This window comes from Rhodoligotrophos sp. CJ14, assembly GCF_038811545.1.
Taxonomy (GTDB): Bacteria; Pseudomonadota; Alphaproteobacteria; order Rhizobiales; family Im1; genus Rhodoligotrophos; species Rhodoligotrophos ferricapiens.
Map to the genome: position 1 here is coordinate 4,290,733 of NZ_CP133319.1, position 16,013 is coordinate 4,306,745.

A 16,013-nucleotide genomic window follows, 5' to 3' on the forward strand; every position below is an offset into this window, starting at 1 on the left:
TCGGCCGGTGCTGATCGTCTGTTTACTGAGACGATGCCTTTTTCAGCAGCGGGCAGGGGCTCTGGTCGAGCGGCCGGAAGGCCTCGTCACCCGGAATGGTCGCGACCACCTTGTAATAGTCGTAAGGCGCTTTCGATTCGGCCGGTGACTTGACCTGGACCAGATACATGTCGTGGATCGTCCGGCCATCCTCGCGGATCGAGCCTTTGCCGAACAGGGCATCTTCCGTCGGCATCGACTTCATCTGGGCAACCACCGCTGCACCGTCCCGCGCCTTCTCCTTGTCCATGGCCGCAATCGCCTTCATCCAGTGCAGCATGGAGGCATAGGTGCCGGCCTGGTTCATGGTCGGAAACTTGCCGTCATTCTGCGCGGCGAAAGCCTTGCCGAACGCCCGCGTCCCGTCATTCAGGTCCCAGTAGAAGGCGGTGGTCAGCATCAGACCCTGGGCGATATCGAGCCCGAGCGCATGAATGTCCGAGATGAAGGACAAGAGGCTCACGAGCTTCTGGCCGCCCGTGGTGATGCCGAATTCCGACGCTTGCTTGACGGAGTTGATTGTATCGCCGCCCGAATTGGCGAGCGCGATCACCTGTGCGCCGCTGCCCTGCGCCTGCAGCAGGAAGGACGAGAAGTCCTGAGTCTGGAACGGCGCGAGCGTATGCCCGACCACCTCGCCCCCATTGGCTTTCACCACTTCGGCCGCATCGCGCTCGAGCGCATGGCCGAAGGCATAGTCGGCAGTCAGGAAATACCAGCTCTTCTGCCCCTGATTAATCATCGCGCGCGCCGTGCCATTGGCGAGCGCCCAGGTGTCATAGGTCCAATGCACGGTATTCGGCGTGCAGGCCTTGCCGGTGAGATCCGAGGTACCGGCGCTCGCCACCAGGAAGACCTTGTTCTTCTCGCGCGTGATTTCGGCAACGGCGAGCGCGACCGACGAGGTCGGCACGTCCACGACCGCATCCACATGCTCGATATCGTACCAGCGGCGCACGATACCAGAGCCGATATCCGGCTTGTTCTGATGGTCCGCGGCAACCACCTCGACCTTGAACCCGTGCTTTTCCGGTTGGAAGTCCTTGACTGCCATATTGGCGGCGACCACCGCCCCTGGCCCGGCGATATCGGCATAAAGGCCGGATTGGTCGTTCAATACCCCGATACGGAAGACCGGCAGCTCCTCGGCCATGGCACTCGTCATGCCACCGAGCAGGATGGCTGCAATCAGGCCCAATCTCATGATCTCTCTCCCTAAGGAGTTTCCCCCAGGCGGCTCTCCGGCCGCTGTCTTATCTATGGCATCCTTAATTCTGATATTTGTCAAACAAATATTTTCCATTTGATCTTGCTCCTCCGGTTTGAGAAGAAGGCGCAGAGGATAGAGATGAACCCTTCGCGCGCCCAGTATGGACAGATCGTCACCCGCAGCGCGGCGAGTCAGATCGCCGATCGCCTGGAGCAGGAAATTCTGGAAGGGCGCCTGAAGGTTGATGACCGGCTGCCCACGGAAGAGGAGCTCGCGGCCCAGTTCGGCGTCTCCCGTCCCACGGTCCGAGAGGCGTTGAAGCGCTTGGCCGCGCGCCATCTGATTCGCTCCCGGCGCGGACCCTCGGGTGGCAATTTCGTCACGGGTCCCAGCCCCGATGATCTCGCCCAATCCCTGGGCACCGCCTTCGCGCTGCTCATGGCAACCGACAGGGTGAGCCTGGATGAAATGGCCGTCGCCCGGCTGGAGCTGGAGGCCATCTGCTGCCGCCGCGCGGCTCAGCTGCGCACCGAGGAGCATCTCGCCGGCCTGCGCGCCGAGCTCGAGATCCAGCGTCAGTCTAATCTAACCGACCAGGACTTCTGCGAGTCCGAGCTGCGCTTCCACCGCATCATCGTCGAGGCCTGCGACAACGCCCTGCTGCGTTTCATGATGAACGCTATGGTCGAAACGCTGATGCCCATCAGCAATATGATCATCTTCAGGCTGCGGGACCGGAAGGCGATCGTTGAGTTTCACGAGCGCATGGCGGAAGGGCTTGCCCATCGCGATGCCGAGGCAGCGATCGCCGCATTGAGCGATCTCATCGCCTATATCCACGCGCTCTATGCCAGGGCGCAGCAGGCGCGCGCAGCTCAGCTCGCTCGCGGGGAATAGCCAAAAGCCGTTGCGCGGCTGCCATCACTCGGCGATGGGCCTGTGAGCGGCTAGGCTTGCCTTCAGCCAGTTGCAGAAGGCGCTGATCACCGGATGCTCCCTCCGGTCGCGCTCACAGACGAGAAAATAGGCATCAGGCGAGGGAATGGCCTCTTCGAACGGCCGCACCAGCAGCCCGTCCGCAAGCGCTTGCCCGCAGACGATGTCATCGCCCATGGCGATGCCCTGGCCGGCAATGGCAGCCGCCTGCGCCAGATAGATGTCCGACAGGATGATGCCCTGTTCAGGCGGCGGCAGAGGCAGGCCGCGCGCGCCAAGCCACATCGCCCAATCCTCGTAATCATGCAGATGCAGGAGTGTCACACCGGCGAGATCTTCCGGCGAGCGCAGCCGATAGGCATTGAGTAGGCTGGGGCTGCAGATCGGGGCGAAGGCCACATTGGCCAGCAACTCCGCCGATCGGTTGGGCCATGATCCCGACCCGAAGGCGATGAACACATCCGCATCCGGATCACTCACGTCATTCAGTCGACGCGGGGTGACGAGCCGCAGCCGGATGAGCGGATAAAGACTGCGGAACTCGTTGAGATGGCCGCAGAGCCAGAAGGTTGCAAACCCTGGCGTACAGCTGATGGTGAGCGCGCCGCTGAGCTGGGCATCATCGATGAGCTCCGCAGCATGCGCGATTAGATCGAGCGCCTTATGCACCTCTTCCGCATAGCGCCGGCCGAAGGGAGTAAGCTCGATGCTTTGCCCTGCGCGCGAGAACAGCGGCGCCCCGAGCTCCTGTTCGAGAAACCGCATCTGATGGCTGACCGCACTCGGCGTGCGGTTAAGCTCGCGCCCGGCTGCCCACAAGGTGCCTTGGCGGGCCACCGCGTCCAGGGCGCGCAAGGCGCTCATCGAGGGAAGTTTGCGGGAAGGCCACGACATTGCTGCCCTCTCGTGAAAAAATTTCAAGAATCCGGTTAAGAAATATCACTTTAGGCAAGCGCATTTCATCTCGTAAGCTCCGCACGGGACGATCTCGGCAAACGGATGTCGGCTTGCGTTATTTTGGCCACGCCGCCGAGAGTGCCGGGTCCTATGGGAGAAGAGGTCGCTTTCTATGAGCAGCAGTGACGCTGAACGGCTGGCCTGGGGCTGGGTGGACGAGAACGTATCCACCCTGTCGCGTTGGACGAGCGAGATCTGGCACAAGGGCGAGACTGCTTGGCGCGAATACGACTCCGCCGCCTGGTATGTGGAGCGGTTGCGCGGCGATGGCTTCGCGGTTGAGGAAGGCTCGGGCGGCATGCCCACCGCCTTTTCCGCGGAATGGCGCAATGGCGACGGGCCGGTGATCGCATCCTACGCCGAATATGACGGGGTGCCGGGCAATTGCCAGGCGGCGACGACCGTGCGGCAGCCCCGCGAGGGCCTGACCGAATATGCCGGCGGCCATACCGATCCTCATTCGGCTTTGGGCATGAGTGCCTTTGGCGGGGTGCTGGCGGCCAAGGCGGCCATGGAGCGTTATGGTATCAAGGGCACCATCAAATTCTTCGGCGAACCGGCCGAGAAGGTGCGTGGCTCCAAGCCCATTCATGCGGCGCGCGGCTATTATGATGGCCTCGACGCGATGATCAGCTTCCACCCGTGCTACATGCTCCCACTGTGCAACACGGTGAACTGGGATACCCATTGCGGCGCCGCTTATGCGATGGTCTATCGCTTTATCTGCGACGAGCCGGAAACCTGGCTCCAACGCCCCGAGGGCCAGCCCATTCCGCAGGCCCACAGCGCTGTGCGCGCCCCCGGTGCCAATGATGCGCTCTTTGCCATGTATAACAGCGGCAAGGCCTTACGTGATTCGATGCTGCCCCATATGGGGGGCTGGTCGATCAGCGAGGCGATCCTGACCGCCGGCCAGGCCACTGCCGACAACCTGCCGGCACGTATCGCCGAGATCCAGTACATCATCCGCGTGCCGACGGTGGAGATGGCCGAGCAGGCGACCATGATGCTCGACCGCTTCGCTGCCGCCGCAGCCCAGCTCACCCACTGCCGCTATGAACGGATTTGGGTGTCGAAGTCGCGGCCGGGCCTGGCCAATCATGCGATCGCTGATCTCGTCTATAAGAAGCTTGAAGCAGTCGGCGCGCCGCGCTGGGGCGACAAGGCCAAGGCCATTGCCCGGGAGATTCAGACCAATCTCGGGCTCGAGCCCATGGCCGACCCCTTCTTGCCCGATTGCGAGCGGCTGATGCCACCTGAGGAAGCCGAGCGCATTCTGCGCCAGGACCTGCCACCCTCGCAGATCAACTATACGTCCGATGATTATACCGAGATGTGCTGGCATGCGCCGACTGCGCGTCTCTATATCGCGCGGCCCATGCTTTCAGCACCTGCCGGATATGCTTATCCAGACTGGGTGATGAATGCGCTGGGCGGCATTCCCGAGACCATCGACCCCATGACGGTCTGCGCGGCCAAGACCATTGCCTCGTCCATTCTCGAGCTGATGCAGAATGACGAGCAGCGTCTCGCGGCCAAGCGCGAGTTCGAGGAGCGCACCGGCGGCGGAATCGGCGGCAGCAAATGGCTCGCGCCTCTATGTGACTATGACCCGCCCGTCAATCTGCGCTGGCCGGAATATGTCGAAACCCGCCGCGGCCGCGAGTGGTGGATGCCGACGGCGGGCTATTGAACGGCAGGGAAGGGCGAGCCCATGCGTTCACTTTACGAGCATAGGCCAAGCCATGGGGCCCGCAGCGCCTATGCGGATCTGGCGCTGGTGAATGGCCGCATCTATACGGGCGATCCGGGACTGCCCTGGTGCTCGGCTCTGGCCGTGGCCGGCGGGCGCATCATTGCCCGGGGTGACCGGTCCGGCATCGACCATGCCATTGGCGCAGGCACTCGCATCATCGATCTCGGCGGCCGCTTCGCCATGCCGGGCCTCTATGACATGCATACCCATCCGGATCTGGCGCTGGCGCCGCGCTATGCCGACGATCTCGACATTGGCATCGTCGACCCGACGCCGGCCCAGGTGCGCGATGCGGTGCTTGCCTATGCGGCGGAGCACCCGGATCGCGAATGGATTTATGGCCAGTATTTCGTGCGCTACACCTTCCGGCAGGCGGGGCTGGTTCCGGGGAAGGACTGGCTCGATACCGTGATGCCGGACCGGCCCGTGGCTCTGCTCGATCGTATGTGGGGCACCATGATGGTGAACAGCCTGGCGCTGGAGCGCGCCGGCATCACCGCGGCAACCCCCGATCCAACCAATGGTTACCTCGAGCGGGATCCGGCGACGGGCGAGCCCACAGGCCTGCTGATCGACGGCGCCTATGCACTGATCCATGCGGCCATGCCGTCAACCCCGGTTCCGGTGCTGCGCGCCGCCTATCGTGATGGCATACGCTACCAGTCCGCCCGCGGCGTTGTGGCGAGCAAATATGTGCATGTTTGCGAGAATAGGCTTGAAGCGCTCCATGCCCTCGATACGGCCGGCGAGCTCACTATGCGCATCGAGGCGGCGATCAGCTGGCAGGATGATATCTTCCCGGTGCGCCGGCGCTGGGAGCTTCTGGCCGGTGAGCGCCATTATTACCGCTCGGCAAGGCTCAATGCCAATGCGGTGAAGTTCCATTTCGACGGAACCGTCGAGCCGCGTTCGTCCTACCTGATCACCCCCTGGGATGGGGCAAACACCGGCTGGGCCGGCAAGATCAATCTGACCCCTGAGCACCTCGCTGACATGCTGTGGGACATGGACCGGCAAGGCATCCGGGTCATCGCTCATTGTACGGGCGATGCTGCCTCCGACACCTTTCTCGACGCGGTGGCAGAGGCCCGCAGGCGACCCGGCGGGCTGGGCGTGCGCCATCAATGCGCCCATTGCACGATCCTCCATGGCAGCAATCTCAGGCGTTTCCGCGAGCTGGGCGTGACGGCCGAGTTCTCGCCCGTCTCATGGTATCCCTCGCGCTTCGTCTCTGGCGCGCGCTCGGGTTATGGGCCGGAACGGCTCGCCCGCGCCTATAATGTGAAGGGCGTCCTGGAGGCGGGCGGCATCGCCGTTATCGGCACCGACTGGCCGGTGAGCCCGCTCGACCCCTGGATCGCGCTCGAAACCCTCGTCACCCGTGCCAATCCCTGGGGCGAGATGGAAGGCCGCTTCGGTGAGCCTATCTCGCTCGAACAGGCCATCAGCGTTATGACGCGCAATGGTGCCTGGTCCATGGATATGGAGGATCGCGCCGGCAGCTTGGAGATCGGCAAATCGGCCGATCTGATCGTGCTCGATCGTGATCTGTTCGCGATCGAGCCGCAGGGCAATATCCATGCGACCAAGGTGGATCTGACCTTCATGGCCGGTGAGCTTGTGCATGACCGGCTGAATGTGGAGAGTGATGCCACATGGCAGGGCGAGGCGCCGAAGCTGTGGTGAAATCACCCGCCGTTCCTGTGACCGTGATCGGCGGCTTTCTCGGTGCGGGCAAGACCACCCTGGTGAACCACATCCTCCAGGGCGAACATGGGCTCAAGATCGCCGTGCTCGTGAATGACTTCGGCGCAGTCAATATCGATGCCGCGCTGATCACCTCCAGCGAGGGCGGGGTCTATGCGCTCTCCAATGGCTGCGTGTGCTGCGGTCTCAATCAGGGTCTGGTGGAGCAGCTCGAGGAGCTGCTGCAGCAGCGGGCCGACCCCTTCGATCACATCGTGATCGAGGCGAGCGGCGTGGCCGAGCCCGGCCGCATCATGGACACGGTGCGCTATGCGCGATTTGCCGGCAGGCTCACGCCCGATGCCGTGGTTGTGCTGGTGGACGTAGCTGGGTTTGATCAGGCCATGGCGGTGGCGCCCGGGCTTGCGGGAGCGCAGCTCGATGCGGCCGACCTGGTCGTGTTGAACAAGGTCGACCTTGCAGGCCCCCGCGAGATCGAGGCATGGCGCAAGCAATGGCAATGGCCGGGCATGCGCGTTATCACCGCCGTGAATGCCGAAGTCCCCTTCGCGCTGCTATTCGGAAACGTGGAAAAGTCGAGCGCACCGGGCCATCAGCACGACCATCATCACACGCATGCACACGCGCATGAGCAGCCGGCAAGCCGGATCTGGCGGTCCTCGGCGCCTGTCGACCTGCCCAGGTTGAGCGCGGTGCTGCAGGCTCTGCCCGCCTCGATCTACCGGGCCAAAGGCATTCTTCGCGACGAGAATGGCCGCAGGTTCACCGTGCAGGCGGTCGGCAGTCGGGTGCAGATCACCCCGCTCGCCCATGAGACCGAATCGCGCTTTGCGGGGGAAAGCGTTCTGGTGCTGGTCGGCTTCGGCGCAAGTCTCGGGTTTGAGCCCGTGCTCGCCAGCCTGGAGGCTTGTACGGTTCCGGAACATTGACCGTTGCATATCCCGCGATCGGCCCCAACTCTCCCATGAGGTCCTGAAACGAGGAGGCTGCGCGCGTGACCATTACGAGACAGGAGATCTCTTCCGTTCTGGGTCCGGTGGATGACAGTTTTGCCGCTGAGATCGCAACGCTTGCACCGACCAGGGAAGAGCTGGCCGAAGCCTGGGCATGGGTCAACAGCGACGAGGCCCTTGTGAATGACGGCCGGCCATTGCCGAGCGGCAAGGTCGCAGAGCTGATCGAGCTCCTGGCCTCTCCCGATGCTCTCGAGGATGAGGAAGGCTAGCCCCTTAGCACTCCGATGGTGAAAGTGCTAAAATCCCTCTAGCACTCTGATCCGGAGAGTGCTAAATAATGCCCAGCGGGAGCGGACCGGGCACCTGGCTCTGTGGCTGTTCCTGCTGGCCGGCGCGTCCGGCCCCCAGTTCTAAGACATCGCTGTTCTTCATAAGGAGGATTGCATGCAATTCCGCCCACTGCACGATCGTGTGCTTGTCCGTCGCATCGAAGCTGATCAGAAGACGGCCGGCGGCATCATTATTCCCGATACCGCCAAGGAGAAGCCCCAGGAAGGCGAAGTTGTCGCCGTTGGCCCTGGTGTGCGCAATGAGAAGGGAGAGCTCGTTGCCCTGGAGCTCAAGGCCGGTGATCGCATCCTGTTCGGCAAGTGGTCGGGCACTGAGGTGAAGATCAACGGCGAAGATCTCCTGATCATGAAGGAGAGTGACGTTCTCGGTGTGATCGAGGCGGCCGGCGCCGCGAAAAAGGCCGCGTAAGTCAGCGTGAACCGGGCTTGCAGTGCAACTGAGCTGAAGGAAGGAGACAGACTACCATGGCTGCCAAGGAAGTGAAGTTCTCGTCAGACGCGCGCGAGAAGATGCTGCGCGGCGTGGACATCCTTGCAAATGCGGTCAAGGTGACGCTCGGTCCCAAAGGCCGCAACGTCGTGATCGAGAAGTCGTTCGGCGCACCTCGTATCACCAAGGACGGCGTGACGGTCGCCAAGGAGATCGAGATCGAGGATAAGTTCGAGAATATGGGCGCGCAGATGGTGCGCGAGGTTGCCTCCAAGACCAACGATCTTGCGGGTGACGGCACCACCACCGCGACCGTTCTCGCTCAGGCCATCGTCAAGGAAGGCGCCAAGGCCGTCACCGCCGGCATGAATCCGATGGACTTGAAGCGCGGCATCGACTTGGCGGTCGCCGCAGTGGTCGAGGACCTGAAGAGCCATGCCAAGATCGTGACCTCCAACGAGGAGATCGCTCAGGTCGGCACCATCTCCGCCAATGGCGACAGGGAGATTGGCAACTATCTCGCCGAGGCCATGGCGAAGGTCGGCAATGAGGGCGTGATCACGGTCGAGGAAGCCAAGTCGCTGGAGACCGAGCTCGAAGTGGTCGAGGGCATGCAGTTCGACCGCGGCTTCATCTCGCCCTATTTCGTCACCAATGCCGAGAAGATGCGGGTCGAGATGGATGAGCCCCTGATCCTCATCCATGAGAAGAAGCTCTCAGGCCTCCAGGCAATGCTGCCGCTGCTGGAGGCTGTGGTCCAGACCGGCAAGCCGTTGCTCATCATCGCCGAGGATGTGGAAGGTGAGGCGCTGGCAACCCTCGTCGTCAACAAGCTCCGCGGCGGCCTGAAGGTCGCGGCCGTGAAAGCGCCCGGCTTTGGCGACCGGCGCAAGGCCATGCTGCAGGACATCGCCATTCTGACCGGCGGCACGGCGATCTCCGAAGATCTCGGCATCAAGCTCGAGAATGTCACCATCGACATGCTCGGCCGCGCCAAGAAGGTGGTGATCGAGAAGGAGAACACCACCATCGTCGATGGCGCCGGCTCCAAGGACGACATCCAGGGCCGCGTCGCGCAGATCAAGGCGCAGATCGAGGAGACCACCTCCGACTATGATCGCGAGAAGCTCCAGGAGCGTCTGGCGAAGCTCGCCGGTGGTGTCGCGGTCATCCGCGTCGGTGGCGCCACCGAGGTTGAGGTGAAGGAGAAGAAGGACCGCGTCGACGACGCGCTGCATGCAACCCGCGCTGCGGTTGAGGAGGGTATCCTCCCCGGTGGTGGCGTCGCCCTGCTGCGTGCCCGCAAGGTCCTCGACAATCTGAAGCCCGAGAACCCCGACCAGAAGGCCGGTGTCGATATCGTCCGCCGCGCGATCGAGTTCCCCGCCCGGCAGATCATCCAGAATGCCGGGGATGATGGCTCGCTGGTCATCGGCAAGCTGCTTGAGAAGAACGACTATAGCTGGGGCTATAACGCCGCCACCGGCCAATACGAGGATCTGGTGAAGGCTGGCGTGATCGATCCGGTGAAGGTCGTGCGCACCGCTCTGCAGGATGCCGCCTCCGTCGCCTCGCTGATCGTCACCACCGAAGCTCTGGTGGCTGAGAAGCCGAAGAAGGAGAAGGCTCCCGCCATGCCTGGTGCGGGCGGCATGGGTGACATGGACTTCTAAGCATTTGAGATGCTGGGGCGGAGTGCGCTCGCGCTACGCTCCGGTGAGAGATGCAGGAGTTCCCAACGCTGAAGCGCCTGGTTTCCCCAGGCGCTTTTTTATGCAGGCGCGTCCGGTTTGCCCGCGAGCCGGATCAGCGTCTGCTGGCCAACCGCGATCAGGGTTTCGTCATCCCCGGCGACGGCATAGACCTCGAGCTGGCACACGGTCAGCGTCTTGCCCGATTTGATGACTTTCCCGATGGCCTCCAGGCGCTCTCCCTTGGCTGGTGCCACGAGATTGATCTTGAACTCAACCGTGAGCACCGAACTGTCGGCGGGGAAAACCGAAAGCCCGGCATAGCCGCCGGCGGAATCGGCGATGGCGGCTGTCGCGCCCCCGTGGAAGAAGCCATGCTGCTGGGTCAGCTCAGGGCGATAGGGCAGGGTGATGCGCACGAACCCGCGGGCAACCTCGCTCATTACGGCACCCATGTGCCGCATCATGCCCTGTCGGGCAAAACTGTCCCGAACGCGCGCCGCGATCACCTCATCGAGCGGTTCGGCGCGGTCAGCTTGCGTCCACATTCAAGAGCCCTCCACACAATCCCCGAGCTCTGAATTTTGTGGCATGACCTTAACGTCAAGGCAAGAAAGCGAATGAAGCATCGCGCCGCCGTCTGATGCCTGTGGCTCAGCCCTCCATGGCATTGAGGAACCGGAGCAGCTCTTGAGCCTCCTCCTGCGCATGCGAGAAGGGAAGCCCATGCCGCACACCGGGCACGACCCTCAGCCGCGCATTCGGCGCGATCTCCTTGAGCTCCGCCCCATGCGCCACCGGCACGAACGGGCTCGAATCCGGCAGCGTGATGGAGACCGGCACATGAAGCCCCCGGAGCTCTTGCGTGAGATCGGACCGGGCCAGAACGCTGCCGAGGCCGATGGCCACGTGAGGCTTTGTCTTGGCCTGCTCCTGCTCGAACCACGCAAGCGCTGCGGGATCGCCCGCGCCCGGCGCGAAGCGATTGTCCATCATGCGCCGGCTCCAGCCCGCCGGCCCCCCTTGCGCGAATTGATCGCGCCAATAGGCAAGCTCGCCGATGCCCTTGCCCTTGAACGAGGCATTCGAGATCGAGACCGAGGCGACCCGCTCAGGATGCGCGACCGCTGCCGCCAGAACGATGGTGCCGCCCATGGATTCCCCCATGAGATGCACCTTTTCCGTGCCCGCCTGATCCGCGATCTCCCAGAGATCTTGCACCAGCTCATCCATCGACCAGGCATGATCTTCGCTCGGGCAGACCGACTGGCCGAAGCCGCGCATATCGAAGCGCACCACTTTGCGCTCTGCGGCAATGACCGGCACCCAGGCCGCCCAAATATCGCGATTGGTGCCGATGCCGTGATTGAAGATCACCGGAAGACGGGTGGCGGCCCAGGGTGGCCGAAAATCATCGATCACATAATCAAGGCCGCGGGCGGTTTTAGGCATGTTCCTCAACTCCCTGAAGGTCGATCATGCCCCGGTCGTTTTCTTGGAGCTGCCGGCGCTGGATCTTTTGTGTCTCGGTGCGCGGGATCTCGTCCACGAACTGCACATAGCGCGGCAGCATGAACTGGGCCACGCGGCCCTCGAGGAAATGGCGCACATCCTGCGGCGGGAAATCCCGCTTGGCCACGACCACCGCCTTGATCTCCTCGCCAAAGATCGGATCAGGCACGGCAACGACGGCCGCATCCGCGATATCGGGATGATCGAGCAGCGCGGTCTCGATCTCGAAGGGCGAGATATTCTCGCCACCGCGGCGGATGATTTCCTTCAGCCGGCCAAGGAAATAGAGGTACCCATCCTGATCCAGTGTGCCCGCATCTCCGGTGTGGAACCAGAAATTCCGCGAGGACTCCCACGTGGCTTTCGGATTGTCCCAATAGCCGAGCAGAATGGTGAACGGCGCCTTGGGCCGCACCACGATCTCGCCTGGCGTGCCCGCCGGCACCGGATTATCCTGCGGATCGAACACCTGCACGTCCACATCCGGCCGCGCCTTGCCGCAGGAGCCGAAGCGGTAATTCTCAGCGCTATTGCCGGTCACCCAGCCGCCGACTTCCGTCATGCCATAAAGCTCGTGCGGATCGATGCCGAACCGTTCCTGCATCGCCCGCCAGACCTCCGCCGGGCATCCGCCGCCCACGCAGCGGGTGAGCTTGTGGTTACGGTCCGGCGTCTTGATACGGCTGGTGAGCATCGAGAGGACCGTGCCCACATAGGTGAACATGGTGCAGTCGAAGCGGCGCGCATCATCGAAGAAATTGCTGACCGAGAATTTCGGCCGGATCACCAGAGTGCAGCCCACTTCGAGCGCCGACATCACCGCGTACATCTGCGGATTGGTGTGGAACAGCGGCAGGAACACCATGATCCTGTCCGCCTCGGTGATCTTGAGATAGCGCGACATCCACCGCCCGCTGGCGAGGAAGGCCTCATGGCAATTGAGCACGCCCTTGGGCAGACCCGTGGTGCCCGAGGTATAAATGATGCTCAGCGGGTCCGAGCCGAGCCCCTCATAGGGCGCATCCGCCGCAAGGCCCGAAAGCACGGCGAAGAGATCCTGCTCGCCGTCGAACACGATGACCGTGCGCCCCTCGAGCACCGGTTCGAGATCGGCGCGCTTGGCATCCAGGATGGCTCGCTCGATCATCACTGCCTTGGCGCTGCATTGGGTCACCGAATAGCGCAGGCCCTCACCGACCAGCCCCGTATTGAGGGAGACGGTCACCGCCCCGATATTGGCCAGCCCGAACCAGGCCACCAGGAAGGCCGGTCTGTTGCTGCACAGAAGCGCTACCCGGTCGCCCTTCTCGATGCCCTTGTCCCGCAGCATCGTTGAGCACCGCAGGGAAAAATCGCACAGCTCACGCCAGGTGAGCGAAAGATCATCCGAAATGACAGCCAGTGCGGAGCCCCGCGCGTCTGACTGCTGGATAAGCTTCGTCGTGAGTGTCGTCATCAGGCCGATTTCTTCCGCTGGTCAAGACCGGCAGCCGGCATCAGGAACTTGGCGATGGTGTTCTTGAGGATCTCGTTCGATCCGCCCGCGATCTCGTAAGCTTTGGCATCGCGCAGATAGCGGCCGAATGGGGCATTCTCCATAATGCCATAGGCGCCACAGATCTGTGCGGCCTGCGTGGCAACGGCAGTGGCGACCATGGAAGCCTTGAGCTTGGCCTCGCTGCCCCAGCGCGCGATCTGCTCCTTGGTGCCGAGCGCGTCGGCCGCCCGATAGATCAACAGGCGCGCCCCATCGATCTCCGTGAGCATATCGGCGAAATACCATTGGATGCCCTGGAATTCGAGCACCCGCTGATCGAACGCCACCCGGTCGCGGGCGAAGCGCAGCGCGCCCTCGAAAGCCGCCCGGGCAATCCCGAGGCTGATTGCACCCGCGAGCGTGCGGGAATGATTGAGCACGGTGGCCGCCTGCCGCACACCCTTGCCTTCTTCCCCCACGAGATGGTCGGAAGGCAGCCGCACATCATCAAACACCACATTCATATGCGGCCCGTTGCGCAGGCCGAACGTCGCCGAGTTCTCACCCTCATAGATCGAGACGCCCTTGGCATCCCGCGGCACGGCGAAGACCGAAACACCTTTTTCGGTCTCGGCCAGGATGATGAAGAACTCCGCGGCAGACCCCGAGGTGATGAAGTGCTTCTCGCCCTTGATCACCCACTCCTCGCCATCTCTTCGTGCCTTGGTGTCGAGCTTGCGGATATCGCTGCCATGGCTGGCTTCCGTCAGCGCATAGGAAGACAGGAGCCCCTCGGCGAAGGCCGGCAGATAGCGGCGCTTGAGGCTGTCCGCGCCAAAGCTGCGCAGCATGGTTTGCGCCTGGAAAATGGTGATGAGCGACACGCCCACCGCGGCGCTGGCGACCGCCACCTCCTCGCAGACGGCTGCTGCGTGGGTATAGGTGAGACCCTCACCCCCGAATGCGGGCTCCAGCACCACCGTGCTGAATCCCCGCCGTGCGAGATCCTTCATGATCGCCACGGGATAATAGTCGTCCCGGTCGATCTGGTCCGCCTCTGGCGCAATCACCCGGCCGACATAGTCCCGCACCTTGAGCACATAGGGCTCGTCCACATAGGCCGGCCACAATGCCGCGCTGTCGACGGGAGGCGTTCCTTGCATCATTGGTTATAGTCCATCGTTTGGGGAAGCCAGGTCGCAAGATCCTGCCAATAGGCCACCAGATACATCATGCCGATCATCATGATCACATAGGGGATGATCGCTTTGGCCATGTTCTCGAACGGGATCTTGCCGATCTGCGAGACGGTGAAGAGATTGATCCCGACCGGCGGCGTAATCTGTGCAACCTCGATCGCCAGCACCACGAAGATGCCGAAGGCAAGTGGATTGATGCCCGCCGTCATCGCCACCGGATAAAGGATCGGGATGGTGATCAGCATCATCGACAAGGCTTCGAGGAACATGCCGAGGACGAGATAGAACAGCACCATCACGGTGACGATGCCGAAAAAGCCGAGCCCCGAACCCGCAATGGCCTCGGTCAGGGCCTGGGGCACCCGCGTCACGGTGAGGAACTGAGTCATGAGGGCGCCAAAGGCGACCAGCATGAGGATCATCACCGAGGCATGGGTTGCCGCAAGCCCCGCTCGGTAGAACTGCGCCCAGCCGAGAGTGCGCGAGGCGAGCCCCACGACGACGATATAGACCACCGCAAGCGCGGCAACCTCGGTCGCCGTGGCAATGCCCGTATAGATCCCGGCGAAGATCAGAATGGGCAGGAGCAGGATCGGACCGGCATTGATGGTCGCCTTCACGATCTCGCCGAAGCTCACCGGTTGCCAATTGGGATCGCGCGGATTCACGACGATCGTGTACACCGCCATGACTATGGCGAGCAGAATGCCAGGCACCACGCCCGCCACAAACAGGGCGCCGATCGACTGGTCGGTCAGCACGCCATAAAGCAACAGGGCGATGGATGGCGGAATGAGAATGCCGAGCGTGCCACCGCCGGCAATGAGCCCGCCCGATCGCGCCAGGGGATAGCCGTTGCGCGACAGCACGGGAATGGCAACGAGCCCGATCGTGGCGGCGGTTGCAACGCTCGATCCGGAGATTGCAGCAAAGATGGCGCAGGCAATGACGGTCGCGACCCCAAGCCCGCCGCGAATGCCGGAAACCAGCGAGGCGGCAAACGAGAAAAGCCGGTCGGAAAGGCCCGTTTGCTGCAGCAGCGTGCCCGCGAGGATGTAAAGCGGCACGGCCAGGAGCACGAAGCTGTTCAGCGCGTTATAGGCACCGAGCGCCGCATCCTGCAGCAGGTTTGAGCCTCCCAGGAGATAGCTGCCTGCAATGGCGCTCACCCCCATGGCGACGAACACTGGCACGCTACAGGCAAGGCACACCAGGAAGAACAGGATGACCCCGATTGCGATGGTCATCAGATCACCTCGCTCGCGCCGGATTTGTCGCGAAGCGCGCTGCCATGCACGAAGACCAGCAGGAGGTCGCGAAGGGTGGCCAAGGAGAGAAGAACGCCGCCGATGACCATCAGGCCCTGCAGGATCCACATGGGCACCTGCAGGATGGTTGATGTCTTGAAATTCAGCATCGCCGAGAAGGAGGCGAGCTTCCACGCGCCGATGGTGAAGCCGATCGCAAAGGCGAGGCTGAGCAGCAGGGCGAAAATATCGAGCGCTGCCCGCACCTTTGGCGGGCAGAGATCGCGCAGGAACGTGACGCGGAAGTGCCCGTCTACGCCCTGGGTCGCGCCGACGCCGAAAAACGCCAGCGCGATCATGAGATAGATGCTGACCTCGGCGGGCCAGAGGGTCGGGATGCCGAGCGTTCGCAGGATCACATCATAGGTGACGGTGATCGCCAGAAGCCACATCACGATTGTCGCCAGAGCGCCTCCCGCATCACCAAGGCGGTCGAGCACCTTCAGCAAAGGCCGAACCCCCGTCGGCACCGCAAGGTCCGTCATC

Annotated in this window: 15 protein-coding genes; 7 read left to right on the forward strand and 8 right to left on the reverse strand. The window is 62.9% G+C overall.

The annotated features are described in order from the left end of the window. Positions 1-22: 22 nt before the first annotated feature. Positions 23-1,243 carry an ABC transporter substrate-binding protein gene (locus RCF49_RS20000; RefSeq protein WP_342641547.1) on the reverse strand — a complete coding sequence of 407 codons (1,221 nt, stop codon included), beginning with the start codon at positions 1,241-1,243 and terminating at the stop codon, positions 23-25. A 144-nt stretch (positions 1,244-1,387) separates the two neighbouring features. Here RCF49_RS20000 and RCF49_RS20005 point away from each other — a divergent pair, with 144 nt between their 5' ends. Further along, complete coding sequence (locus RCF49_RS20005) at positions 1,388-2,146, forward strand: FadR/GntR family transcriptional regulator (protein ID WP_342641548.1); 759 nt, start codon at positions 1,388-1,390, stop codon at positions 2,144-2,146. A gap of 24 nt (positions 2,147-2,170) precedes the next feature. Here the strand turns inward: RCF49_RS20005 and RCF49_RS20010 are convergent, their stop codons facing one another. Further along, positions 2,171-3,079 carry a LysR substrate-binding domain-containing protein gene (locus RCF49_RS20010; protein ID WP_342641549.1) on the reverse strand — a complete coding sequence of 303 codons (909 nt, stop codon included), beginning with the start codon at positions 3,077-3,079 and terminating at the stop codon, positions 2,171-2,173. Positions 3,080-3,254: 175 nt separating this feature from the next. Here RCF49_RS20010 and RCF49_RS20015 point away from each other — a divergent pair, with 175 nt between their 5' ends. The 6 genes from RCF49_RS20015 to groL all read left to right on the forward strand — a co-directional run bounded on the left by RCF49_RS20015 (position 3,255) and on the right by groL (position 10,014). Next, positions 3,255-4,835, forward strand: a complete 1,581-nt coding sequence (locus tag RCF49_RS20015) for an amidohydrolase (RefSeq protein ID WP_342641550.1) — start codon at positions 3,255-3,257, stop codon at positions 4,833-4,835. 21 nt (positions 4,836-4,856) lie between these two features. Then, positions 4,857-6,584 carry an amidohydrolase gene (locus RCF49_RS20020; protein WP_342641551.1) on the forward strand — a complete coding sequence of 576 codons (1,728 nt, stop codon included), beginning with the start codon at positions 4,857-4,859 and terminating at the stop codon, positions 6,582-6,584. Continuing rightward, entirely contained in the window at positions 6,554-7,534 is a 981-nt protein-coding gene (locus tag RCF49_RS20025) for a CobW family GTP-binding protein (RefSeq protein ID WP_342641552.1), read from the forward strand. Before RCF49_RS20020 ends, RCF49_RS20025 begins: the two co-directional genes overlap by 31 nt. Positions 7,535-7,599: 65 nt before the next feature. Beyond that, positions 7,600-7,830 carry a hypothetical protein gene (locus RCF49_RS20030; protein WP_342641553.1) on the forward strand — a complete coding sequence of 77 codons (231 nt, stop codon included), beginning with the start codon at positions 7,600-7,602 and terminating at the stop codon, positions 7,828-7,830. A 175-nt stretch (positions 7,831-8,005) separates the two neighbouring features. Continuing rightward, positions 8,006-8,320 (forward strand): co-chaperone GroES, encoded by a 315-nt coding sequence (gene groES / locus RCF49_RS20035; RefSeq protein ID WP_342641554.1) that lies wholly within the window; start codon positions 8,006-8,008, stop codon positions 8,318-8,320. A gap of 56 nt (positions 8,321-8,376) precedes the next feature. Next, positions 8,377-10,014 carry a chaperonin GroEL gene (gene groL, locus RCF49_RS20040; RefSeq protein WP_342641555.1) on the forward strand — a complete coding sequence of 546 codons (1,638 nt, stop codon included), beginning with the start codon at positions 8,377-8,379 and terminating at the stop codon, positions 10,012-10,014. 98 nt (positions 10,015-10,112) lie between these two features. Here groL and RCF49_RS20045 read toward each other — a convergent pair whose 3' ends face one another. The 6 genes from RCF49_RS20045 to RCF49_RS20070 all read right to left on the reverse strand — a co-directional run bounded on the left by RCF49_RS20045 (position 10,113) and on the right by RCF49_RS20070 (position 16,012). Further along, positions 10,113-10,580 (reverse strand): PaaI family thioesterase, encoded by a 468-nt coding sequence (locus RCF49_RS20045; RefSeq protein ID WP_342641556.1) that lies wholly within the window; start codon positions 10,578-10,580, stop codon positions 10,113-10,115. A gap of 106 nt (positions 10,581-10,686) precedes the next feature. Continuing rightward, on the reverse strand, positions 10,687-11,484 hold the full coding sequence (locus tag RCF49_RS20050) for an alpha/beta fold hydrolase (RefSeq protein WP_342641557.1): 798 nt from the start codon (positions 11,482-11,484) through the stop codon (positions 10,687-10,689). Continuing rightward, positions 11,477-13,000 (reverse strand): AMP-binding protein, encoded by a 1,524-nt coding sequence (locus RCF49_RS20055; protein ID WP_342641558.1) that lies wholly within the window; start codon positions 12,998-13,000, stop codon positions 11,477-11,479. Before RCF49_RS20055 ends, RCF49_RS20050 begins: the two co-directional genes overlap by 8 nt. Continuing rightward, complete coding sequence (locus RCF49_RS20060) at positions 13,000-14,187, reverse strand: acyl-CoA dehydrogenase family protein (RefSeq protein ID WP_342641559.1); 1,188 nt, start codon at positions 14,185-14,187, stop codon at positions 13,000-13,002. The genes RCF49_RS20055 and RCF49_RS20060 overlap by 1 nt, the downstream gene beginning before the upstream one ends. Next, positions 14,184-15,467: a TRAP transporter large permease gene (locus tag RCF49_RS20065; protein ID WP_342641560.1), complete on the reverse strand. Its 1,284-nt coding sequence runs from the start codon at positions 15,465-15,467 to the stop codon at positions 14,184-14,186. Before RCF49_RS20065 ends, RCF49_RS20060 begins: the two co-directional genes overlap by 4 nt. After that, the gene (locus tag RCF49_RS20070) at positions 15,467-16,012 is read right to left on the reverse strand and encodes a TRAP transporter small permease (protein WP_342641561.1); all 546 of its coding nucleotides are present in this window, start codon (positions 16,010-16,012) and stop codon (positions 15,467-15,469) included. The genes RCF49_RS20065 and RCF49_RS20070 overlap by 1 nt, the downstream gene beginning before the upstream one ends. Between the last annotated feature and the right edge of the window lies 1 nt (position 16,013).